At 65.7% G+C, this 20,837-nt stretch carries 22 protein-coding genes; 13 read left to right on the forward strand and 9 right to left on the reverse strand.

What is annotated here, in order from left to right; genetic code table 11:
- The first annotated feature begins 192 nt into the window (after positions 1 to 192).
- From SE92_RS25885 to SE92_RS25895, 3 genes are read left to right on the forward strand one after another with little or no spacing between them, the layout of a single operon-like run.
- On the forward strand, positions 193 to 498 hold the full coding sequence (locus tag SE92_RS25885; protein WP_063199737.1) for a DUF6460 domain-containing protein: 306 nt from the start codon (positions 193 to 195) through the stop codon (positions 496 to 498).
- Between the two features lie 18 nt (positions 499 to 516).
- Positions 517 to 1,251: an MBL fold metallo-hydrolase gene (locus SE92_RS25890; protein WP_063199739.1), complete on the forward strand. Its 735-nt coding sequence runs from the start codon at positions 517 to 519 to the stop codon at positions 1,249 to 1,251.
- 1 nt (position 1,252) lies between these two features.
- Complete coding sequence (locus SE92_RS25895; protein WP_063199742.1) at positions 1,253 to 2,578, forward strand: MATE family efflux transporter; 1,326 nt, start codon at positions 1,253 to 1,255, stop codon at positions 2,576 to 2,578.
- A gap of 128 nt (positions 2,579 to 2,706) precedes the next feature.
- Here the strand turns inward: SE92_RS25895 and SE92_RS25900 are convergent, their stop codons facing one another.
- A complete protein-coding gene (locus tag SE92_RS25900; RefSeq protein WP_063199745.1) occupies positions 2,707 to 3,804 on the reverse strand; it encodes a quinone-dependent dihydroorotate dehydrogenase in 1,098 nt (365 codons plus the stop codon).
- Positions 3,801 to 4,145: a DUF952 domain-containing protein gene (locus tag SE92_RS25905; protein ID WP_063199748.1), complete on the reverse strand. Its 345-nt coding sequence runs from the start codon at positions 4,143 to 4,145 to the stop codon at positions 3,801 to 3,803. The genes SE92_RS25900 and SE92_RS25905 overlap by 4 nt, the downstream gene beginning before the upstream one ends.
- A 294-nt stretch (positions 4,146 to 4,439) precedes the next feature.
- On the opposite strand from SE92_RS25905, the gene SE92_RS25910 reads away from it, so the two are divergent.
- Together SE92_RS25910 and SE92_RS25915 are read left to right on the forward strand one after the other, a co-directional pair.
- Positions 4,440 to 5,093, forward strand: coding sequence for a S24 family peptidase (locus tag SE92_RS25910; RefSeq protein WP_063199751.1), 654 nt, complete (start codon positions 4,440 to 4,442; stop codon positions 5,091 to 5,093).
- 132 nt (positions 5,094 to 5,225) lie between these two features.
- Entirely contained in the window at positions 5,226 to 5,978 is a 753-nt protein-coding gene (locus SE92_RS25915; RefSeq protein WP_063199753.1) for a carbonic anhydrase, read from the forward strand.
- 103 nt (positions 5,979 to 6,081) lie between these two features.
- Here SE92_RS25915 and SE92_RS25920 read toward each other — a convergent pair whose 3' ends face one another.
- The 5 genes from SE92_RS25920 to SE92_RS25940 form a co-directional block, all read right to left on the reverse strand.
- Positions 6,082 to 7,725 carry a lysine--tRNA ligase gene (locus SE92_RS25920; RefSeq protein WP_063199756.1) on the reverse strand — a complete coding sequence of 548 codons (1,644 nt, stop codon included), beginning with the start codon at positions 7,723 to 7,725 and terminating at the stop codon, positions 6,082 to 6,084.
- Positions 7,726 to 7,893: 168 nt separating this feature from the next.
- Positions 7,894 to 8,829, reverse strand: coding sequence for an ABC transporter substrate-binding protein (locus SE92_RS25925; RefSeq protein WP_063199759.1), 936 nt, complete (start codon positions 8,827 to 8,829; stop codon positions 7,894 to 7,896).
- 242 nt (positions 8,830 to 9,071) lie between these two features.
- Positions 9,072 to 9,662, reverse strand: coding sequence for an SCO family protein (locus SE92_RS25930; RefSeq protein ID WP_063199762.1), 591 nt, complete (start codon positions 9,660 to 9,662; stop codon positions 9,072 to 9,074).
- A 24-nt stretch (positions 9,663 to 9,686) separates the two neighbouring features.
- Positions 9,687 to 9,881 carry a hypothetical protein gene (locus tag SE92_RS25935; RefSeq protein ID WP_063199764.1) on the reverse strand — a complete coding sequence of 65 codons (195 nt, stop codon included), beginning with the start codon at positions 9,879 to 9,881 and terminating at the stop codon, positions 9,687 to 9,689.
- A 105-nt stretch (positions 9,882 to 9,986) separates the two neighbouring features.
- A complete protein-coding gene (locus tag SE92_RS25940; protein WP_063199767.1) occupies positions 9,987 to 10,508 on the reverse strand; it encodes a hypothetical protein in 522 nt (173 codons plus the stop codon).
- Positions 10,509 to 10,768: 260 nt separating this feature from the next.
- On the opposite strand from SE92_RS25940, the gene SE92_RS25945 reads away from it, so the two are divergent.
- The 7 genes from SE92_RS25945 (at position 10,769) to SE92_RS25975 (ending at position 18,246) form a co-directional block, all read left to right on the forward strand.
- The gene (locus tag SE92_RS25945) at positions 10,769 to 12,427 is read left to right on the forward strand and encodes an FAD-binding dehydrogenase (protein WP_063199770.1); all 1,659 of its coding nucleotides are present in this window, start codon (positions 10,769 to 10,771) and stop codon (positions 12,425 to 12,427) included.
- 3 nt (positions 12,428 to 12,430) lie between these two features.
- Positions 12,431 to 13,348, forward strand: a complete 918-nt coding sequence (locus SE92_RS25950; protein ID WP_157095958.1) for a CE1 family esterase — start codon at positions 12,431 to 12,433, stop codon at positions 13,346 to 13,348.
- Between the two features lie 98 nt (positions 13,349 to 13,446).
- The gene (locus tag SE92_RS25955; protein ID WP_063199776.1) at positions 13,447 to 13,797 is read left to right on the forward strand and encodes a RidA family protein; all 351 of its coding nucleotides are present in this window, start codon (positions 13,447 to 13,449) and stop codon (positions 13,795 to 13,797) included.
- A gap of 156 nt (positions 13,798 to 13,953) precedes the next feature.
- Positions 13,954 to 14,319: a nuclear transport factor 2 family protein gene (locus SE92_RS25960; protein ID WP_063199777.1), complete on the forward strand. Its 366-nt coding sequence runs from the start codon at positions 13,954 to 13,956 to the stop codon at positions 14,317 to 14,319.
- Positions 14,320 to 14,397: 78 nt separating this feature from the next.
- The gene (locus tag SE92_RS25965; protein ID WP_063199779.1) at positions 14,398 to 16,983 is read left to right on the forward strand and encodes a ligase-associated DNA damage response DEXH box helicase; all 2,586 of its coding nucleotides are present in this window, start codon (positions 14,398 to 14,400) and stop codon (positions 16,981 to 16,983) included.
- 42 nt (positions 16,984 to 17,025) lie between these two features.
- Complete coding sequence (pdeM, locus tag SE92_RS25970) at positions 17,026 to 17,697, forward strand: ligase-associated DNA damage response endonuclease PdeM (protein ID WP_063199782.1); 672 nt, start codon at positions 17,026 to 17,028, stop codon at positions 17,695 to 17,697.
- Positions 17,698 to 17,814: 117 nt separating this feature from the next.
- A complete protein-coding gene (locus SE92_RS25975) occupies positions 17,815 to 18,246 on the forward strand; it encodes a hypothetical protein (protein WP_063199785.1) in 432 nt (143 codons plus the stop codon).
- 137 nt (positions 18,247 to 18,383) lie between these two features.
- Here SE92_RS25975 and SE92_RS25980 read toward each other — a convergent pair whose 3' ends face one another.
- Together SE92_RS25980 and pyrE are read right to left on the reverse strand one after the other, a co-directional pair.
- Positions 18,384 to 19,163: a DUF2865 domain-containing protein gene (locus SE92_RS25980; protein WP_063199788.1), complete on the reverse strand. Its 780-nt coding sequence runs from the start codon at positions 19,161 to 19,163 to the stop codon at positions 18,384 to 18,386.
- A 289-nt stretch (positions 19,164 to 19,452) separates the two neighbouring features.
- Positions 19,453 to 20,016, reverse strand: a complete 564-nt coding sequence (gene pyrE, locus SE92_RS25985; RefSeq protein ID WP_018320808.1) for an orotate phosphoribosyltransferase — start codon at positions 20,014 to 20,016, stop codon at positions 19,453 to 19,455.
- Positions 20,017 to 20,201: 185 nt separating this feature from the next.
- On the opposite strand from pyrE, the gene SE92_RS25990 reads away from it, so the two are divergent.
- A complete protein-coding gene (locus SE92_RS25990) occupies positions 20,202 to 20,828 on the forward strand; it encodes a glutathione S-transferase family protein (protein WP_063199790.1) in 627 nt (208 codons plus the stop codon).
- Positions 20,829 to 20,837: the final 9 nt, after the last annotated feature.

A 20,837-nucleotide genomic window follows, 5' to 3' on the forward strand; every position in this document is an offset into this window, starting at 1 on the left:
CGGGGCCTTCGGCGCGACCTCTCCCGCAAGCGGGAGAGGTTAAGAGCCCGCGGCTCGCGTCGCGCCAGTACGAAGCTCTAGCCGCGTTCCCCCGAATTAAACTCCCGTAACCCGATTGACGCGCCGATGCGGGTTCCCCATGTGCCTCGCCGTGCCCTATAATGGGCTCGAATCCTTCTCAAGGAGTTTGCGATGGTCCAAGACGTCAGAGATTTGCCGGCCGGCCGCAGCGACGGCCTGCACCGCTTTCTCGGCGGCTCGCCGCTGGCTGTCGCATTCCGCCTGGTCCTGCTCTCGATCCTGGTCGGCGTCGTGCTCGCCACGATCGGCTTCGATCCCTGGAACATCCTCAACAGCATCCGCCTCCTGTTCCAGCGGCTGTGGGATCTCGGCTTCGACACCATCAACTGGCTGTGGCGCTACTTCCTGCTTGGCGCGGTCATCGTGATCCCGATCTGGCTGCTCTCGCGCGTGTTCGGCGCGCCGCGCGGCCGGTAAGTTGGGAGTCCGCAGCCGATGCAACTCCGTTTCGTCGGCTGCGGCGACGCCTTCGGCTCCGGCGGCAGGCTCAACACTTGCTTCCACATCTCCGGGCGCGAGGCCAACTTCCTGATCGATTGCGGCGCGTCGGCTTTGCCGGCGCTGAAGCGGCTCGAAATCGATCGTGACGAGATCGACCTCATTCTCATCACGCATTTCCACGGCGACCATTTTGCCGGGTTGCCGTTCCTGCTGCTCGACGCGCAATTCTCGCGGCGGACACGGCCGCTGACCATCGCGGGCCCGCAAGGCATCGAGAGGCGGCTGTGTGAGGTGATGGAGGCGCTGTTCGAGCATTCCTCCAAAACCAGGCAGCGCTTCGCGCTCGACATCGTCGAACTCGCGCCCGAGCAAAGCCGGACCTTCGGCGCGGTGACGGTGACGCCCTATCCGGTCGTGCATGGCGAATCCGGCGGGCCCTTCCTGGCCTACCGCGTCGAGGCCGAGGGCCGCACACTCGCCTACAGCGCCGATACCGAATGGACCGAGACGCTGATTCCGCTGGCGCGAGGCGCGGATATTTTCATCGCCGAAGCCTATATGTACGAGAAGGTGGTCAAGAACCATCTCAGCCTGAAAACCCTGGAACAGCATTTGCCCGCGATCGGCGCAAAACGCCTTGTCCTCACTCATATGAACGACGACATGCTCTCGCGTCTGGACGATATTGCGCATCTCGCCGCCGAAGACGGCATGGTCCTCGTATTCTGAGATGCACGCGCCCGTTCCCCTCAAGATCGATTCCCGCCAGGTGTTCGCCATCGCAGGTCCCGCGATGGTCGCGAACCTCACCACGCCGCTGATCGGCATCGTCTCGACCACGGCGATCGGACGGCTCGACGATGCCGCGCTGCTCGGCGGCGTCGCGATCGCATCTGTCATATTCGACTGCCTGTTCTGGTTGTTCGGCTTCCTGCGCATGAGCACGCTCGCCTTCACAGCGCAATCGCTGGGCGCTGGCGAGCTGCGCGAGCCGAGCGCGATCCTGGCGCGCGGCCTCATCGTTGCCGGACTGATCGGCGTCACGCTGATCGTGCTGCAATGGCCGCTCGCCGCGGTGCTGTTCGACCTCATGGGCGGCAGCGAGGGCGTGACGCGGGCCGCACAGACCTACTTCAAGATCCGGATCTGGTCGTCGCCATTGGCGCTCGCCAATTACGTCATCCTCGGCTGGCTGATCGGAAAGGCGCGCGCCAATTCGGCCCTGCTGCTTCAGGTCGTCATCAACCTCGTCAACATGGCGGCGACGATCCTGCTGGTGCTGGTCACCGACAACGGCATCGCCGGTGCCGCGGTCGCCGCGCTGTTGTCGGAAGCGGTCGGGTTCGCCCTCGGCGTGGTCGTCTGCCGCCCCTATACGGAGGGCGGCTTTGCCGTGCCGTACAGGACGCTGCTCGACCGCGACAAGCTGTTGCGGCTGCTGGCGGTGAATTCCGACATCATGATCCGCACCGCGGCGCTGATCGCGGTGTTCCTGTTCTTCACCGCCAAGGGTGCGCAGGCCGGCGACGTCACGCTGGCCGCCAACTCCGTGCTCAACAACTTCCTGCTGGTCAGCGCCTTCTTCCTCGACGGTCTCGCCAATGCGGCTCAGCAGCTGTGCGGCCGTACCCTCGGCGCACGCGATGCAAAGGGATTTGCGGCTTCGACCCGGCTGGTGCTGTTGTGGGGGCTCGGCTTTGCCATCGTCGTCGCCGTGCTGTTCGCGCTGTTCGGTCCGGCCCTAATCGACGTCATGACGGCGAGCGAGGATGTGCGCCGGGCCGCGCGCGAATTCCTGCCATTCGTCGTGCTGGCGCCGATCCCCGGCGTGTTCGCCTTCGGCTTCGACGGCATCTATATCGGCGCGACCTGGGCGCGCGCGATGCGCAATCTGATGCTGGCCTCGCTGGTGATCTTCCTCGGCACCTGGTGGGCGCTGCAATCGTTCGGCAATGCCGGGCTGTGGTGGGCGCTGATGGCGTCCTACCTCTCACGCGGCGGCCTGCAGGCCGCGCGCTATCCGGCGCAGTTCAGGGCGACGTTTTCGAAAGCGTAGAAGAGTCGTAGCCCGGATGGAGCGAAGCGAAATCCGGGGCTTTCGCCCGTTGCACGAATCCCGGATTGCGCTGCGCTCCATCCGGGCTACGTCGCTCTCTCGCCCCGCGAGCGGGGAGAGGCGAAGAGCTACATCCCCGGCCAGTCTTCGGCCGTGAGCGTCGCGGCATCGGCGCCGACGATCTCGGACAGCGAATCCCGTCCGGTGCGAAGCAGCGTCGAGGTGAGGTCGCGCTTGATCTCGTCGACGAGGCCGAGGCCCTTGTAGACCAGCGACGAATAGAGCTGGATCAGGCTGGCGCCGGCGCGGATCTTGGTCAGCGCGGCGCCACCTGAATCCACGCCGCCGACGCCGATCAGCGGGAAAGCACCCTCGACGCGCACATAGGTCTCCGCAACCATCCGCGTCGACAGGCGGAACAGCGGCCGGCCGGACAGGCCGCCTTGCTCCTTGGCGCGCGTCTCCTCGCGCAACGTGCTCGGCCGCGCGATCGTGGTGTTCGACACGATCATGCCGTCGACCCGGCGCGAGCGCGCGACCTGCACGACGTCGTCGAGCTGGGCAAGGCTCAAATCCGGCGCGATCTTGAGCAGCACCGGCGTGTCGCCGGCCTTCTGCCGCACCCGCTCGCGCGCGTCGATCACGCGCGCGAGGAGATCGTCGAGCAGTGCGCCTTCCTGAAGGTTGCGCAGGCCCGGCGTGTTCGGCGAGGAGACGTTGACGGTGAAATAGCTCGCGACCGGCGCAAAGGTCTCGATCAGCTTGACGTAATCGGCGACACGGTCCGGCGAATCCTTGTTGGCGCCGACATTGACGCCGACGATGCCGCCGTGCTGCGCGCGCGCGGCCAGCCGGCGCAAGGCAACGTCGGCGCCGTCATTATTGAAGCCCATGCGATTGATGATGGCTTCGTCGCGCTCCAAACGAAACAGCCGCGGCCGCGGATTGCCGGCTTGCGGCTTCGGCGTCACCGAGCCGATCTCGACGAAGCCGAACCCGAGCCGCAGCAGTGCGTCCGGCACCTCCGCGCTCTTGTCGAAGCCCGCGGCCATGCCGATCGGATTGGGAAAGTTGAGCCCGAAGGCGCGCATCGCGAGCTTGGGATCGTCGGTGCGCGGCTTGACTGGCGGCAGGAAGCGCAGGCCCTGGATCGCGAGGCGATGCGCGTCTTCCGGATCGAGCCAGCGCAGCACCGGCAGCGAAAAGGCGTCGAAAGCGCGGATCACGGCGCAAGCTCCGGAGTGTCGTGGCCGCCGTCGGAGCGGATGTTGAGGTTCATCACCGCGATGACGGCCCCGAGATCGAGCTCGCCATAGAGATGTGGAAACAGTTCGTCATTGCGCGAGCGCTCCCAACGCAATTCGCCGCCGAGAGCGTCGCCGTCGACCTCGACCAGGAACAGCGCGCGCTGCCCGAAATAGTGCTTGCGGAGGGTCTCGGGAACCTGGGCGGCGGTCGAGAAATGGATGAACCCGTCGCGCGCATCGTCCGCGCTGCCGAGGTAGACACCCTGCCGCTCCGCCTCGCGCCAGGCCGAGGCCGGACAGATTTTGTAGATCTTGACCACCGCTACCGCAGCCCTGTTTGCTCTTTGAGTCTTTTGAGTTTTTTCGTCTCGTGCGGGGTCCTTGAGGACCCGGCGCGACCGTAAAGGCCGCCCCTGCCGAACTCAAGACCTCAAGCCTATTCCGGTCCGATGAAATCGGAGCGGGGCTCGAAATCTCTGTTTTGACGCCTTTTCTGGACACGAACCGGTGTCCGCCTCCACTTGAAAACGCCGCTCCCGCCGCCTCTTGCGCCGAAACCTGAAAACCGGTTGATTTGAGACAGTTTTCCTGGGTTGCGACGGGCTGGACCTTGCATGGTCAGACAGGCCAATCCGCAGAGGATACTCACTCACGACCAGATCTGGGTCGCGCTGGATCGGCTGGCGGAGCGCGCCGGTCTGTCGCCATCCGGCCTTGCCAAGCGCGCCGGGCTCGATCCCACCACCTTCAACAGGTCGAAGCGCGTCACCTCTGACGGCCGCGAGCGCTGGCCCTCGACCGAATCGATCGCCAAGGCGCTGGCAGCGGCCAAGGCCTCGTTCGACAGCTTTGCGAGGCTGATCGACGACGACGCCGGCGACGGCCGCTCGGTACCGCTGCTCGGCTTCGCGCTGGCCGGCGCGAGCGGGGCTTTCGACGAGTCCGGCCGCCCCTCCGGCAAGGGTTGGACCGAAATCGCGCTTCCCACCGCCGAGGGCGGCCACGCCTTTGCGCTGGAGATGACCGGCGATGCACTGCTGCCTGCCTATCGCGACGGCGACGTCATTTTGGTCTCGCCCAGCACGCCGATCCGCAAGGGCGATCGCGTGGTGGTGCGGAGCAAAGCGGGCGAGGTGACGATCGCAACGCTGAGGCGCCACACCGCAAAGGCCCTGGAGCTGCAGTCCCTCGATTCCTCGCAGGCCGTGCGCACGATGGCGGCGGGCGAGGTGGCGTGGATCGCGCGGATCGTGTGGGCGAGCCAGTAGTGATGACCTTGTCCGCGTCATGGCCCGCATCTCTGCGGGCCGCGTTTCATCCCGATCTCCGTTGCGACTCACCGGCCCTCTCGCATAGGTTGCGGCCGATAATGCCGATCCAGTTTACTTAGGGGGAATACGATGAATCGCCGTCACGCATTGAAGGCCCTGGCGGGTCTTGCGCTGTGTCCGATCTGCAAGCCGGCCTTCGCCGCCGAGGGTGCGCATTGGAGTTATGAGGGCGCCGGCGCTCCGGCCAAATGGGGCGATCTCGACGCGGCCAACAAGGCCTGCGCGGTCGGCCTGCAGCAATCGCCGATCGACATCGAGGCGACCGTCAAATCGCAATTGCCCGCGCTGAAGCTGAATTGGGGCAAGAACGCCGACACCATCGTTAACAATGGGCATACGATCCAGCTCAACTTCGCCGAGGGCAGCACGCTGATGCTCGGCAACGTCAAGTACAAGCTGCTTCAGGTGCACTTCCACCGGCCGAGCGAGCACATGATCGGCGGCAAGAATTTTCCGATGGAGGCGCATTTCGTCCATCGCAACGAGGCCGGCGGGCTCGCCGTGGTCGGCGTGCTGATGGCCGAGGGCAGGCCGAACGCGGCCTTCGGCAAGATCGTCAAGACCATGCCGGCGGCGGAAGGCCCGGCGGTGAAGGCCGATGCCGGCATCGATCCGCACGCCATGCTGCCGCAGCGGCTCAGCTATTTCCGCTATCCCGGCTCGCTGACGACGCCGCCGTGCTCGGAGGTGGTCGAATGGCTGCTGCTGACCGACCCGATCCAGGTGTCGGCCACCGATGTCGCCGCGTTCGCAAAGCTCTATCCGATGAACGCGCGCCCGGTGCAGAAGGATAACAGGCGTTACGTGCTCAAGTCGATTTGAGCGGGAGTCCGTAGCCCGGATGGAGCGAAGCGCAATCCGGGACCATGCGTGCAATTTGTGAGAACCCCGGATTGCGCTTCGCTCCATCCGGGCTACCTCTGCCTCACGCGCTCCTTGCCAGCGCGCCGTCGATCATGTTGACCGCGTTCTGCACGCCGTACACCGCGACGAAGGAGCCGAAGCGCGGGCCCTTCTCCTGGCCGAGCAGCACCTGGTAGAGCATGTTGAACCAGTCCAGCGTGACGCCGGGACGGCCGTCCTTGCCCTTCTTGACCTGGTCGAGGAACGGCTCGCGGCGGCCGATCTCGTAGACGACGTTCTGGATGTCCTCGGCGGACGCGTCCGGCGCAAGCTGCGACAGCGCATCGCGCAGATCCTGCAATGCGGCGCGCTCGGTGTCGGTGGGCACGCGGAACGTCTTCGTCGGCGCGACGAAATCGCGATAATAGTTGATGGCATAACCGACCATCGCATCGAGCTTCGGATGCGTCTGCGGGCTGACGCCTGGGCGGTAGCGGCCGATGAAGCCCCACAGCGTCTCGGCGTTCTCCGCGTTCGACGACGACACCAGCGTCAGCAATAGCTGGAAGGTGACGGGCATGTCGCTCTTCGGCGGCTTGCCGTTGTGGATGTGCCAGACCGGATTGCCGAGCTGTTGCTTGCCGTCCTGCCTGGCAAAGCCGTCGCTGAACTGCTGATAGTCGTCGACGTTGCGCGGGATGACGTCGAAATACAGCCGCTTGGCCGCCTTCGGCTCGCGATACATGAACAGCGACAGCGATTCCGGCGAGGCGTAGCGCAGCCATTCGTCGATGGTGAGGCCGTTGCCCTTCGACTTTGAGATCTTCTGGCCCTTCTCGTCGAGGAAGAGCTCGTAGTTGAAGCCCTCGGGCGGCGTGGCGCCGAGCGCCCGCGCGATCGCGCCGGACAGCTTCACGGAATCGATCAGGTCCTTGCCGGCCATCTCATAGTCGACGCCGAGCGCGACCCAGCGCATCGCCCAGTCGGCCTTCCACTGACACTTGACGTTGCCGCCCGTGACCGGCGTCTCGACTTCCTGGTTGGTATCGGGGTCGACATAGGTCACCGTGCCGGCCGCGACGTCGCGGCGGATCATCGGCACCTGCAGCACGACGCCCGTGGTCTTGCTGATCGGCAGGAACGGCGAATAGGTGGCGCGGCGGTCGGGGCCGAGCGTCGGCAGGATGATCTCCATCACCTTGTCATAGGCGGCGAGCATCTTGAGCAGCGTCGCATCGAACCGGCCGGATGTGTAGTAATCGGTTGAGCTCGCGAATTCGTAGTCGAAGCCGAAATGATCCAGAAACGCGCGCAAGCGCGCGTTATTGTGCGCGCCGAACGACGGATACTCATTCGAGAACGGATCCGGCACCCGCGTCAGCGGCTTGCCGATGTGCGCGGCCAGCATCTCCTTGTTGGGGACGTTGTCGGGCACTTTGCGGAAACCGTCCATGTCGTCGGAGAAGGCGAGCAGGCGGGTCTTGATCTTGTCCTCGGTCAGCACGCGGAAGGCATGCCGCACCATCGAGGTGCGCGCGACCTCGCCGAACGTGCCGATATGCGGCAGGCCCGACGGGCCGTAGCCGGTCTCGAACAGCACCTCGTCCTTCGGCCTCTTCTTCAGCCGCGCGACGATGGCCTTCGCCTGCTCGAATGGCCAGGCGTTGGATTGTTCGGCGAGCGCACGCAGATCGCTCGGGCTCATGCTGGGATCGATAACGGACATCAAGAAGGGCCTCCGGGCCGCGGAAAATAGCGATTTCCCGGCAGAATGCAAAAACGTTGGTCGTCATTCCGGGGCACGCGCATCAGCGCGTGAACCCGGAATCTCGCGCCACAATCTCGAGATTCCGGGTTCGCGCTTCGCGCGCCCCGGAATGACAGGATTGAATGGTCAGAACGGGCTCACCGAAAAATACCGCAGCCACAGATCGGTGTAGCGGCCTTTCTCCCAGACGCGGAACAGGGCCCAGTTCAGGGCCTGGCGCAGCACGTCGTTGCCCTTGCGCACGGCGATGCCGATGCCTTCGCCGAAGAAGCGGCTCTCGACGAAGGGGCCGCCGGAGAAAGCGCAGCAATCGCCGGAATCGGTGCCGTTGATCCAGAACGCCAGCGAGATGGCGTCGCCGAAGATGAAGTCGACCTCGCCCTTGCGCAAGGCGGCGCGCATCGCCTCGTCATTGGGATAGGGATGCAGCTCGGCGTCGGTGAACATGGCCTTGAGATAGGCCTCGTGCGCCGAGCCGGCGATGACGCCGACCTTCTTGCCCTCGAGATATTCGGGGCGGATCTCCGGCATCACAGCGTCCTTGCGCGAGGCGAAGCGCGCCGGCACGCGGTAATAGGGATCGGTGAAATCGACGCGGGCGCGTAGCTGCGGGCTCACCGCCATCGAGGCGATGATGGCATCGCCCCGGTTGGAGGACAGCGCGTCGACCAGGGTCTCGAAGCGGCGCATCTGCACCGTGCAGGTGACCTTGATCTCCTCGCACAGGCTGCGGGCGAGATCGACGTTGAAGCCGGCCGGGTTGCCGTCGGCGCCGGTGTAGTTGAATGGCGGATAGTCGGTCTCGGTCAGGAAGCGGATCACGGTGAGGCGCGACAGGTCCGGCCGCTCGGGACGCCGCCGCAGGTCCCAGAAGCCGGGCACGGCTTGCGGGGCGGCCTGAGGCGCGACCTGCGGCGTGGCCTGGGGGGCCGCCGGGGGCTGCTTGGCGGGAGCCTGGGCGTTTGCTGCGGACAGGCCCGCGAGCAGGCAGGCGGCCACGACGGGCCCGGTCAGCAAGCCACGGGCAGATTTGGACGATTTCGCCTGTTGCGATGGAGCCATCGGCCGGAAATGAACGAATTTCGTTGGGATCGGAGGGCCTTATAGACCATCCCGGCGGGAACGCGAGTGGGGATTATGAGCTGCGGTCCACTCCCTCCCCGCTTGCGGGGGAGGGCTGGGGAGAGGGTGTCTCCTCTGGGCGAGAGCCCCTCCGTGGACAGAGCCCCCACCCGGCGCTTCGCGCCGACCTCCCCCGCAAGCGGGAGAGGTTGCAGCGGAGTTCGCGGCAGGCTGCTGGGCCCTCAGAGATACTTCTTCAAATCCGCCGCCGCCTCTTCCGGCGTGCGCTTCAGATTGAACGGGGAGACGAAGCGGCCGTCACGGTCCATTAGGTAGATCAGCGCGGTGTGGTCCATAGTGTAGTCGCCGTCCTTGGTCGGGACCTTCTTGGCGTAGACCCGGTAGGAGGTGACGACCTTGGCGGTCTCGGCGGGATCGCCGGACAGGCCTTCGAGGTGCGGATCGAAGCTCGACAGATAGTCCTTCATGGTCGCCGGCGTATCGCGCTCGGGATCGACCGAGATGAAGACGGCGTTGACCTTGTCGGCATCCTTGCCCAGTGCGCGCAGCACTTCCGAGATCTCGAACAGCGAGGTCGGGCAGACGTCGGGGCAATGGGTGTAGCCGAAGAAGATCAGGGTCGGCTTGCCCTTGAGGTCCTTCTCGGTGACAGCCTTGCCGTTCTGATCGGTCAGTTGGAACGGGCCGCCGATCGCGGCCGGCTGTGCCACCTTGCTGACCCCGCCCATGGCCCAGAACATGATCAGGAGGCCGACGATGAGGCTGGCGGCGAAGGCGATCGCAATCACCAGCGGACGGGTGGCGGAACTCATGGGCGGAAAACTTCCTGTCGGGGATCAGAAGCAGGCGGCGAAACCGGTCCTGATCATTTCGAAGAACATCTGCGTGCCGTAGTGGAACCACAGCGCCAGCGCGCCGAGCACCAGCAATCCACCGACCGCCACACCCGCCCACAGCAGCACGGACGGCGTCCGGCCGGCAGTGGGCGAATTGTCCTGTAGCGGGTGCGTCGGGTGCAGTGGTTGAGCCATGGCAATGATGGGGCGAAAGCCCGGGTTCCCAACCTTCAGATAAGCTTCGGCCCGCCTGCAGGCAAGCCGCAGGCGGGCCGGAACGATCCTGTCGGGCCGCGAACGTCAGTGCAGCAGCTGGCCCCGGGCGGATTCGACCTGCTCCGTTTGCGGCAGCGGCCGGCGCGACGGCTTGATGGCCGAAGCCTGGGCGTCCAGGTAGCAGGGCTTGTACATGGCCTGGAGCTGCCTGCCCTTGAGGAAGAGCATGTGCGGGGTGAGGCCGCCGCGCTGGCTGATCCAGCGCTTCACCTGCGAGGGGTACATCGCATAGAGCATCTGGGTCGCCTCGGCATTGGTGACGGCACGGCCATTGCTGCCGAAATCCCAGGCGGCGTGGAAGCCGAGCGTTGCGCTCGAGGTCACGCAGATGCGGTCATGCGGGATGGCGCCGAGGACGATGGTACAGGCGGAGGCGCAGAGGCCGTCGATGATGACGGTTTCGCCGGATTGACGCAGGTCCTGGTACTTGTCGACATAGGTTCCAATTCGGCCGCCGCGGTCATCCGCGATCCGAACCACCGCGTGAGAAGCCCCCATGCCAGCGATCAACAGAACCGCCGCAAGCAACCCCGTCAGAAACTTCATTGTCCCCCGCCCCAGTCGAATTCGAATCTGTGTGTCAGGTGGTGATGCAGGGCTAGCGTCCGTCGTAACCGAGGTTTTGTCTAGGCAGGCCGGCTCGCTCAAAACAAATTCAAATCCAGTGTTGCGTCCGCGCTGCACTCGCTGAGTCTCTATCCCAAAGTGGAACAAGTTAAGGATGTGTTGCGCGCCACACACTTGATCTCAGTTACAACCGCTGGCTTCAATCCGGGCAAATACAGGGGAACCTATGGGGGGGAAACATGGCTGAAGAGACGGACGTGATCGTCGTCGGCGCGGGACTGTCGGGCCTTGTGGCCGCAACCGAAATCGCCGACGCCGGCAAGCGCGTGATCGTGGTCGACCAGGAAGGTGAGCAATCGATCGGCGGCCAGGCGTTCTGGTCGTTCGGTGGCTTGTTCCTGGTCAATTCGCCGGAGCAGCGCCGGCTCGGCATCAAGGATTCCTTCGACCTCGCCATGCAGGACTGGCTCGGCACCGCCGGCTTCGACCGCGACGAGGATTTCTGGCCGCGGCAATGGGCCGAGGCCTATGTGGCGTTCGCGGCCGGCGAGAAGCGCGCCTGGCTGCGGGCGATGGGCCATCGCATCTTCCCCGTGGTCGGCTGGGCCGAACGCGGCGGCTATGACGCGATGGGCCACGGCAATTCGGTGCCGCGCTTCCACGTCACCTGGGGCACCGGTCCAGGGATCGTCGAGCCGTTCGAACGCCGCGCGCGCGAGGCGATGAAGAGCGGCCGGCTGGTCTTCAGGTGTCGCCATCGCGTCGATGCGCTCTCCATCACCAACGGCACGGTGGATGGCGTCAGCGGCGCCGTGCTTGCCCCCGATGATGTCGAGCGTGGCAAGAGCTCGTCGCGCAACGTGGTCGGCGAGTTCGCTCTGAAGGCGCAGGCGGTGATCGTGGCGTCCGGCGGCATCGGCGGCAATCATGAGCTGGTCCGGCAGAACTGGCCGAAGCGGCTCGGCACGCCGCCAAAGTTCATGATCTCCGGCGTGCCCGAACATGTCGACGGCCGCATGATCGGCATCACGGAGACAACGGGCGCGCGGCTGATCAATCGCGACCGCATGTGGCACTATGTCGAGGGCATCCAGAACTGGAATCCCATCTGGCCGCGCCATGGCATCCGCATCCTGCCCGGCCCCTCCTCGATGTGGTTCGACGCGACGGGCGCGCGGCTGCCGGCGCCGCTATTCCCGGGCTCCGACACGCTCGGTCAGCTCAAATACATCATGTCGACGGGCTATGATTATTCCTGGTTCATCCTGACCCAGAGCATCATCAAGAAGGAGTTTGCGCTGTCGGGCTCGGAGCAGAACCCCGATCTGACGGGAAAAAGCTGGCGCATGACGATCAAGCGCGCCACCAACAAGGGCGCGCCGGCGCCGGTGGAGGCGTTCAAAAGCCACGGTGTCGACTTCATCGTGCGCGACAAGCTCGAGGACCTTGTTGCGGAGATGAATAAGCTTGCCGGCAGCGACCTCCTCAAGCTCGAGCACATCAGGATGCAGATCGAGGCGCGCGACCGCGAGATCGCCAATCCCTATGTCAAGGACGCGCAGGTGATGAACATCCACAATGCGCGCCGCTATATCGGCGATAGACTGATCCGCACAGCGTCTCCGCACAGGATCCTCGATCCCGCGCAGGGGCCGCTGATTGCGGTCAAGCTCAACATCCTCACCCGCAAGACGCTGGGCGGTTTCGAGACCGACCTCGACTCGCGCGTGTTCGGCAGCGAGGGCAGCGTCATTCCCGGCCTCTACGCGGTCGGCGAAGCCGCCGGTTTCGGCGGCGGCGGCGTGCACGGCTATCGCTCGCTGGAAGGCACCTTCCTGGGCGGTTGCCTGTTCTCGGGCCGCAATGCCGGTCGCGCCGCGGCGAAAGCGGTGGGATAGATGATGCGGCGGTGGATGCGTTTCGGGGCGTTGGTCGCGGCATTGGCCGCCGCCTCGGCTGCATCCGCCGAGACGATCGACGTTGGCGCCTTGAAGCGCTCCTACACCGTGCAGCTCCCAGCGAAGAAGCCGGCGCCGCTGGTGGTCGTGCTGCACGGCAAGACCCAACGCGGCGCCGACGTAATCGCACGCACTGCGTGGCCGCAGGTCGCCAAGCGCGAAGGTCTTGCCGCGGTGTTTCCTGATGGGCTCAACCACGCATGGGCCGATGCACGGACCAAGGCGGGGCCTGCCCTGCGCGGGCCACCGGCGGGGACCGATGATGTCGCCTTCATCGCAAAGCTCGTCGAGAAGCTGGTGGCCGACGGCACGGCCGATGCAAAGCGGGTCTATGTCACCGGCGTCTCCAATGGTGGTGCCATGGCGATGACGCTGGTTTGCGCCCGCGCCGATCTGTTTGCCGCGGGCGCGAGCGTGATCATGAACCTCACCGACGAAGCCGCCGTCACCTGCCATCCGTCGCGGCCGCTGCCGATGCTGCTGATGAACGGCACGGCCGATCCGCTGGTGCCTTACGAGGGCGGACGCGGATCGAGCTATTATGCCGCAGACGGATTCTGGTCGACCGAGGAGACGCTGGCGTTCTGGCGCAAGCTCAATGGCTGCGAGACCGATGATGCCAGCGCAATTGAGTTGCCCGACAAGGCGCCGGCGGACCAGTCCACGGTCACGCGGATCACCTCGCGTTGCCCGCAAGGGCATGACGTCGTGCTCTATCGTATCAACGGTGGTGGCCACCGCATGCCGGGATTTGCTCCGGATGCCCGCTTCCCGAGGGTCGCGACCAGTCTGCTCGGGCCGCAGAACGGCGACATCGACGGCGCCGAGACGATATGGTCGTTCTTCAGTCGGTTTCCGTGAACGGCGCATGCAGAGCCGGCCACGCATGCGTGCCTGGGGTGGCACGCCGCAAGGCACTGCGCTAGACAGGGCCGCCATTCCAGTGAGGAGATCCGCAAATGAGCATTCAGCGTTTCGAAACCGGCCCGCGCATGAGCCAAGTCGTCGTGCACGGCAACACCGTCTATCTCGCCGGCGTCGTCGCCAACAAGGCGGCCGGCGAAAGCGTGACGAAGCAGACCCAGGACATCCTGGCGACCATCGACGGTCATCTCGCCAAGGCCGGCACCGACAAGTCGAAGCTGCTCTCGGCCACCATCTACATCACCGACATGAAGACGTTTGGCGAAATGAACGCGGTGTGGGACGCCTGGGTCTCGCCCGGTAACACCCCGGCGCGCGCCACCGTCGAAGCCAAGCTGGCGGCTCCGCAATATACCGTCGAGATCATGGTGGTTGCCGCGAAGTAATCTTCACGGACAATTCTCATGCGAAGGGAGCGCGATGACGACATCATCGCGCTCCCTTTTTTTGGCGCAGCGCTGACCTCAGAGGTAATCGATCGGCGCGCATGAACCTTCGATAGTCAGGGACAGCCGATCACGGCCCCATCGAAGGAGAGCACCATGACCGACCCCGTCACCATCGCCCGCCGCTACATCGAGCTCTGGAACGAACGCACCGCCGGCCGCCGCCGCGAGCTGCTCGGCGAGAACTGGACGAATGATGCGAGCTATGTCGATCCCCTGATGAAGGGCGACGGTCGCGACGGCATCGAGGCGCTGATCGCAGGTGTGCAGCAGCGCTTTCCCGATTTCAAATTCAGCCTGATCGGCGAGCCCAACGGCTACGGCGACCACGTCCGCTTCTCGTGGGGGCTGGGTCCCGACGGCGGCGACAGCCCGATCAAGGGCACGGATTTCGCCGTGCTGACGGACGGCCGCATCAGAAGCGTCACAGGATTCCTCGACCAGGTGCCGGCCGGGGCGTGAGGCTGCGGGCTCTCCTCGGTCCAGACGGGGAGGGCCCACCCCTCGACGAAGCCATCCTCGCGGCTTACCTGTCATGGTGTGACCCGCCGTATCCCCAAAATTCAGGCCGAGACGCTTTCGCTGCTGCCCGACCGCTTCAAGGCGTGGTTCGTGGCCCGCGGCTGGTCGCCACGCGCGCATCAATTGGCGCTGCTGGAGAAGGCACGCGAGGACGCCAGCGCGCTGCTGATCGCACCGACCGGCGCCGGCAAGACGCTGGCGGGATTTCTGCCGACCCTGGTGGAGCTTTCGACCGAGACGGCCGAACGGAAGGCGGCTGAGAAGCAAAGCCTCGTCTCCACCGGCCGCGGCGTGCAGCGCACTGGCGGCCTGCACACGCTCTACATCTCGCCGCTGAAAGCGCTCGCCGTCGACATCGCGCGCAATCTGGAACGGCCGATCGCGGAGATGGCGCTGCCGGTCAAGGTCGAGACCCGCACCGGCGACACGCCGGTGTCGCGGCGCCAGCGGCAGCGGCGCTATCCGCCCGACGTGCTGCTGACGACGCCCGAGCAGCTCGCGCTGCTGCTGTCCTCCGACGACGCGCCGTTCCTGTTCTCCTCCTTGAAGCGCATCGTGCTCGACGAGCTCCATGCGCTGGTGACCTCCAAGCGCGGCGATCTGCTCTCGCTCGGGCTTGCACGGTTGTGGCGCCTCGCGCCGCAGATGCGCGCGATCGGCCTGTCGGCGACGGTGGCGGAGCCGGAGCAGCTCGCGCGCTTCCTGGTGCCGCAGCCCGATGGGGAGGAGCGAGCAGCCGACATCGTCGTCGCCGGCGGTGCCGCGCCGCCCGAGGTGGAGATGCTCGACACGCGCGAGCGGCTGCCCTGGGCCGGGCACAGCGCGCGCCACGCGCTGCCTGAGATCTACGAGCTGATCAAGGCGAACAAGACCACGCTGGTCTTCGTCAACACCCGCAGCCAGGCCGAGATGCTGTTCCAAAATCTCTGGAGCATGAATGACGACGGCCTTGCGATTGCGCTGCATCACGGCTCACTCGACGTCGCCCAGCGCCGCAAGGTCGAGGACGCGATGTCGGCGGGAAGATTGCGCGGCGTGGTCTGCACTTCCTCGCTCGACCTCGGCGTCGACTGGGGCGATGTCGATCTCGTCGTCAATATCGGCGCGCCCAAGGGATCCTCGCGCCTGATGCAGCGGATCGGCCGTGCCAACCATCGCCTCGACGAGGCCTCGCGCGCCGTCCTGGTGCCGGCCAACCGTTTTGAAGTGCTGGAGTGCCGCGTCGCCATCGACGCCATCGCCGAGAACGCGCAGGACACGCCGCCCTTGCGCACGGGCGCCCTCGACGTGCTGGCCCAGCATGTTCTCGGCTGTGCCTGCGGCGAGCCGTTCCTCTCCGATGAGCTCTATGCCGAGGTGCGTACCGCAGCGCCCTACGCCGAGCTGTCGCGGCAGGATTTCGACGACGTCGTCGATTTCGTCGCCTCCGGCGGCTACGCGCTGAAGACCTATGAGCGCTTCGCCCGCATCAAGCAGGACAAGGAAGGGCGCTGGCGCGTCGCCAATCCCAAGGTGCGGCAGAGCTACCGGATGAATGTCGGCACCATCGTCGAGGACGACATGCTGAAGGTGCGGCTGGTGCGCTCGCGCGGCGGCGGCACGGGCGCCACTGGCGTGATTGCTCGTGGCGGCCGGCTGCTTGGCGAGATCGAGGAGGCCTTCATCGAAGGCCTCTCGCCCGGCGACACCTTCGTATTCTCAGGCGAGGTGGTACGCTACGAGACGCTGGTCGAGGATCAGGTCTATGTCTCGCGCGCGCATGACAAGGACCCCAAGGTGCCGTCGTACATGGGCGGCAAGTTTCCGCTCTCGACCTATCTCGCCGAACGCGTGCGCCGGCTGCTCGATGACGGCCGCGCCTGGGGTGGCTTGCCGGAGCAGGTGCGCGACTGGCTGTCGCTGCAGAAGGATGTCAGCAAAGTGGCTGGGGTACGCGAGCTGCTGGTCGAAAGCTTTCCGCGCGCCAACAAGCATTACCTTGTCTGCTATCCCTTCGAGGGCCGCCTCGCGCATCAGACCTTGGGCATGCTGCTGACGCGCCGGTTGGAGCGCGCCCGCGCGCGGCCGCTTGGCTTCGTCGCCAATGAATATGCCGTGGCGATCTGGGCGCTCGGCGATCTCTCCTCCATGATCCGCAACGGCCGGATCGATCTCAACGCGCTGTTCGACCCCGACATGCTCGGCGATGATCTCGAAGCCTGGCTTGCCGAATCCGCGCTGATGAAGCGCACCTTCCGCAACTGCGCGATCATCTCCGGCCTGATCACGCGCCGGCATACCGGCGAGGAGAAGAGCCGCCGCCAGGTGCTGTTCTCGACCGATCTCGTCTACGACGTGCTGCGCAAGCACCAGGCCGATCACGTCCTGCTGCGCGCCGCCCGCGCCGATGCTGCCACCGGCCTCTTGGATTTGCGCCGCCTCAGCGACATGCTGATGCGCATCCACGGCCGCATCACCCATCGGGAACTCGACCGCGTCTCCCCGCTGGCGGTGCCGGTGATGCTGGAAATCGGTCGCGAGTCAGTTTATGGCGAAGCTGCAGACGAGCTTTTGGCCGAAGCCGCCGATGAGCTCGTCAAAGAGGCGATGGATAGAAGCGGGTAAGACGTGACGACAGGCGCGCAGGTTTCAGGGGATGTCGACGACATGCGCGTGTCCACAGTCACCATCAGCGACGTGACGTTCGCCGCCGATCTCTCCGGCGCGCTGTTCTGGGAAGGGCAACGCCTGCTCGTCGTCTCCGACCTGCATCTGGAGAAGGGATCCAGCTTCGCGATGCGCGGCGTGCTGCTGCCGCCTTACGACACGCTGGCGACGCTGAGCCGTCTCGCTGCTGTCATCTCCCGCCATAATCCGCGCACCGTGATCGCGCTTGGCGACAGCTTTCACGACCGCACGGCGCATGAGCGGTTGTCGCCAGACGATCGCGACGCCGTCGCCGCACTCCAGACGGGCCGCGACTGGATCTGGATCTCCGGCAACCACGATCCAATGCTGCCGCGCGATCTCGGCGGCACTGTTGCGGACGAGGTTGCGCTCGGCCCGATCACCTTCCGCCACGAGCCGACCGGCGCGCATGGCGAGATCGCCGGGCATCTTCATCCCAAGGCGCGCGTCTCCGCGCGCGGCCGCTCCATGGAGCGCCGCTGCTTCGCCAGTGACGGGATGCGCGCGATCATGCCGGCGTTCGGCGCCTATGCCGGCGGCCTCAGCATCCGCGACGCCGCCTTCGCGAAGATCTTTCCGAAGAACGGCTTTGTCGCCCATCTGCTCGGCGATCGCCGCGTCCATGCCATTGCTGCCTCACGCTGCTATTGAATTTCGACGGCGCGCCAGAACAAATTAAGAACACTTTAGCAAGTCTTTGATATATCATTGTGATTCGGCGCGTTGCCGACACAATATCTAGCGTCTGTCAGACTTTGCGAGGACTAGATGTCCACCATCGCCTTCGATCAATTCGCCCTCACCCGGATCGCCGATTTCGCGCGCTCGCTGTCGCGGCTGCATCAGGCGGCGCGGCGCCAGCGGATCGATGACGACCAGTTCGACCGCGAGTTCAACGCGGTGTGCCAGTCGATCTGGGGTTACACCATCGACGACGTCAGCGATGATCTGTTCTCCACCGAGGACCATCTGTTTCTCGACACGCTGGACGAAGCGCATGCGCGCATCTTCGCGGCCGAGCAGGGCTACGACCTCGTCGGCGAGGCCGGCATGCTGACCGATTGGTGGGGTTTTTGCTGGATGATTCTGGCCGAGAAGCGCGGCCTCCTGACCCCGGACAACCGCGCCGCCGCGCGCGCGGCGATCGAGGAGAAATATCTGGCGGCCCCGAACGTGATCGGGGTGATCATCGGGAGGTGATGGTCTCGTGCCCCAGACGCAGCGCAGCGCTCCTTCAGCGGTGCGCTGCAGAGCCGGGGCCCATCTCGCGGCAGTCTGGGTCCCGGCTCTGCGGAGCAGCGCTACGCGCTGCACCGCGTCCGGGACACGAGAGCGAGCTAATCCAACCCCGCCCGCTTCGCCGGCTTCTGCGCCGTCGTCTTCGGCACTGTCACGCTGGGCAGCGGCTCGCGCACGATCTCCGCGGCGGGCGTATCCGCCGACACCGTTTCCGCGCGCACCGGCGCCACCTTCATCTCGCCGAGCCGCGCGCGGACCTGGGCGGTGAGGCCGGGATAGGAGGCGACCGGGGTGAAGTCCGCAGCCTGGTCGTTGCCGACGCGGATGCCGGTATAGGCGACGAGGCCGTCAGTGGTGGCAATCACGTCGCCGGCTTTCAGCGAGGAATCAAGCGCCAGATCGACCGGGGCGAGGCCGACCGGCTCGCGGCCGTTGCAGGTGCAGTCGGCGCGCAGCGCCTTGCGGTAGGCGAACGCGTTCTCGCTGTCGGCGTAGCGTTCGCCGGTCTGCGAGGCGGCGCCGTCGATCGAGGAGCCGAAATAGACCTTGGTCGCGCTGGCGGGACAGAACGCCTGACACATCTGTGCCGGCGAGGCGAGGCCGCGCATCAGTGGAAAATATTTGCCGTCGCAGCTGCGCACGCAGAAGGCCGGACCCGAGCCACCCGCCGCGGCTGATCGTGTCGGCGGCACATATTGCGGGGTTGCGGCATTTTGCTGGCCGGTGAAGGGATCGGCGTAGGAGCTGGCCTGCTGCGGCACCTCGCGCTGCGGCCGCTGCTGCTGCATGCCGCCGAAGAAGAAATCAAACAGGCCTTCGGCCGAGACCGGGGCGGGAGCCGCAAGCAGCGGTGCTGCCAGGATCGCGGCCACAAGCATCGCGCGACGCCGCCGGCGCGCATGGGACAGGACTGTACGCAACGCTCACTCCACCCGACGCTACTGAACCGGCCGGGATCCCAGGGGGATCTCAGCACATGATTCACCATAAGGCCGGATGGTAAATGAGCGGTTGAGGGAGCCGTTCCTGGTGGACTCTCGTGCCCCGGACGCAGCGCAGCGCGCCGCTCTTGGCGGCGTGATGCGCTGCAGAGCCGGGGCCTATGCGCGCGACATTCTGGGTCCCGATGTCACTACGTGCCGCGCCGCGTCCGGGACAAGAGAGCTGTCAGGCCTTCAAGAACTCCGAGGCCTTGTACAGCGAGCGGAACGGCAGGCCGGCTGCGCCGAAGGTGTCGGTGGCGCCTTCCTCGCGGTCGACCATGGTCAGCACCAGCACCACCTCGGCACCGGTCTCGCGCACGGATTCCACCGCCTTCATCGCCGAGCCGCCGGTCGTGGTGACGTCCTCGACGATCACGACGCGCTTGCCGGCGAGCGTCTCGCCCTTCGGCAGGCCCTCGATCGCGAGCTTCGCGCCGTGCTCCTTCGGCTTCTTGCGCACGAAGAAGGCCGCGATCGGATGGCCCTTGATCCAGGAGATCTGCGCCAGCGCGCCGGCCAGCGGCACCGCGCCCATCTCGAGGCCGCCGATGAAATCGAGATTGTCGTCCTTCAGCGCCTCGTAAGTGAGCTCGGCGAGCAGCGTCGCGCCCTCGGGGTCGAGCATGGTCGGCTTGAGGTTGAAGTAGAAATCGCTCTTGCGGCCCGACGCTAGCGTCACCTCGCCGCGGCCGAAGGAGCGCCGGCGGATGATTTCGAACAGGCGGGCGCGGGAGGCAGATTTCGACACGGCGGTCCCTCGAACAGCTTCTTGGAGGAGGCGGAATTTATCCGCGACGGCTGCGACATTCCAGAGGGGGCGTCCCTCGTCAACAGGGATCGGCCATCCAGGCCTGCCGGTTGTGGGGCTGCGACCTTCTGGAGTAGTTGAGAGCCCGGATCGGGCACGACGCCTGCCTGGGGAAGGAAACGGGAATGACCATCGAGCTGCACACCTGGAACACGCCGAACGGCCGCAAGATCTCGGTCGCGCTGGAGGAGATGGGGCTGCCCTACAAGGTGATCCCGGTGAACATCACCAAGGGCGAGCAGATGGCGCCGGAGTTCCTGAAACTCTCCCCGAACAACAAGATTCCCGCGATCGTCGACCCCGAAGGACCGGACGGCAAGCCCGTAAGCATCTTCGAATCCGGCGCGATCCTGCTCTATCTCGGTGAAAAGACCGGCAAATTCCTGCCGAAATCGCTCAGCGCCCGCATCCCGGTCTATGAATGGCTGATGTGGCAGATGGGCGGCTTTGGCCCGATGCCGGGCCAGGTGCATCATTTCATCGCACTCGAGAACGAGCAGGACCGCGCCTATGGCCTGAAGCGCTACATAGCCGAGACGCGCCGGCTCTACGGCGTGCTCGACCGCCGGCTGGCGGACCACGACTTCGTCGCCGGCGAGCTCTCGATTGCCGATTTTGCCATCCTGGGCTGGGCCTGGCGCCATCCTCGCCACAAGGTTGATCTGGCCGATTTCCCCAACGTCAAGCGCTGGTACGAGGCCCTGATGGCTCGGCCGGCGGTGAAGCGGGGCATGGAAGCGAAGCTGGATTGATCTTTCTTC

The organism is Bradyrhizobium sp. AT1, from assembly GCF_001590795.1.
Taxonomy (GTDB): domain Bacteria; phylum Pseudomonadota; class Alphaproteobacteria; order Rhizobiales; family Xanthobacteraceae; genus Bradyrhizobium.

Coding starts and splice junctions, on each gene's coding strand:
- SE92_RS25885 (WP_063199737.1), top strand. CDS start 193: ATGGTCCAAGACGTCAGAGATTTGCCGGCCGGCCGCAGCGACGGCCTG.
- SE92_RS25890 (WP_063199739.1), top strand. CDS start 517: ATGCAACTCCGTTTCGTCGGCTGCGGCGACGCCTTCGGCTCCGGCGGC.
- SE92_RS25895 (WP_063199742.1), top strand. CDS start 1,253: ATGCACGCGCCCGTTCCCCTCAAGATCGATTCCCGCCAGGTGTTCGCC.
- SE92_RS25910 (WP_063199751.1), top strand. CDS start 4,440: ATGGTCAGACAGGCCAATCCGCAGAGGATACTCACTCACGACCAGATC.
- SE92_RS25915 (WP_063199753.1), top strand. CDS start 5,226: ATGAATCGCCGTCACGCATTGAAGGCCCTGGCGGGTCTTGCGCTGTGT.
- SE92_RS25920 (WP_063199756.1), bottom strand. CDS start 7,725: ATGTCCGTTATCGATCCCAGCATGAGCCCGAGCGATCTGCGTGCGCTC.
- SE92_RS25925 (WP_063199759.1), bottom strand. CDS start 8,829: ATGGCTCCATCGCAACAGGCGAAATCGTCCAAATCTGCCCGTGGCTTG.
- SE92_RS25930 (WP_063199762.1), bottom strand. CDS start 9,662: ATGAGTTCCGCCACCCGTCCGCTGGTGATTGCGATCGCCTTCGCCGCC.
- SE92_RS25935 (WP_063199764.1), bottom strand. CDS start 9,881: ATGGCTCAACCACTGCACCCGACGCACCCGCTACAGGACAATTCGCCC.
- SE92_RS25940 (WP_063199767.1), bottom strand. CDS start 10,508: ATGAAGTTTCTGACGGGGTTGCTTGCGGCGGTTCTGTTGATCGCTGGC.
- SE92_RS25945 (WP_063199770.1), top strand. CDS start 10,769: ATGGCTGAAGAGACGGACGTGATCGTCGTCGGCGCGGGACTGTCGGGC.
- SE92_RS25950 (WP_157095958.1), top strand. CDS start 12,431: ATGCGGCGGTGGATGCGTTTCGGGGCGTTGGTCGCGGCATTGGCCGCC.
- SE92_RS25955 (WP_063199776.1), top strand. CDS start 13,447: ATGAGCATTCAGCGTTTCGAAACCGGCCCGCGCATGAGCCAAGTCGTC.
- SE92_RS25960 (WP_063199777.1), top strand. CDS start 13,954: ATGACCGACCCCGTCACCATCGCCCGCCGCTACATCGAGCTCTGGAAC.
- pdeM (WP_063199782.1), top strand. CDS start 17,026: ATGCGCGTGTCCACAGTCACCATCAGCGACGTGACGTTCGCCGCCGAT.
- SE92_RS25975 (WP_063199785.1), top strand. CDS start 17,815: ATGTCCACCATCGCCTTCGATCAATTCGCCCTCACCCGGATCGCCGAT.
- SE92_RS25980 (WP_063199788.1), bottom strand. CDS start 19,163: ATGCTTGTGGCCGCGATCCTGGCAGCACCGCTGCTTGCGGCTCCCGCC.
- SE92_RS25990 (WP_063199790.1), top strand. CDS start 20,202: ATGACCATCGAGCTGCACACCTGGAACACGCCGAACGGCCGCAAGATC.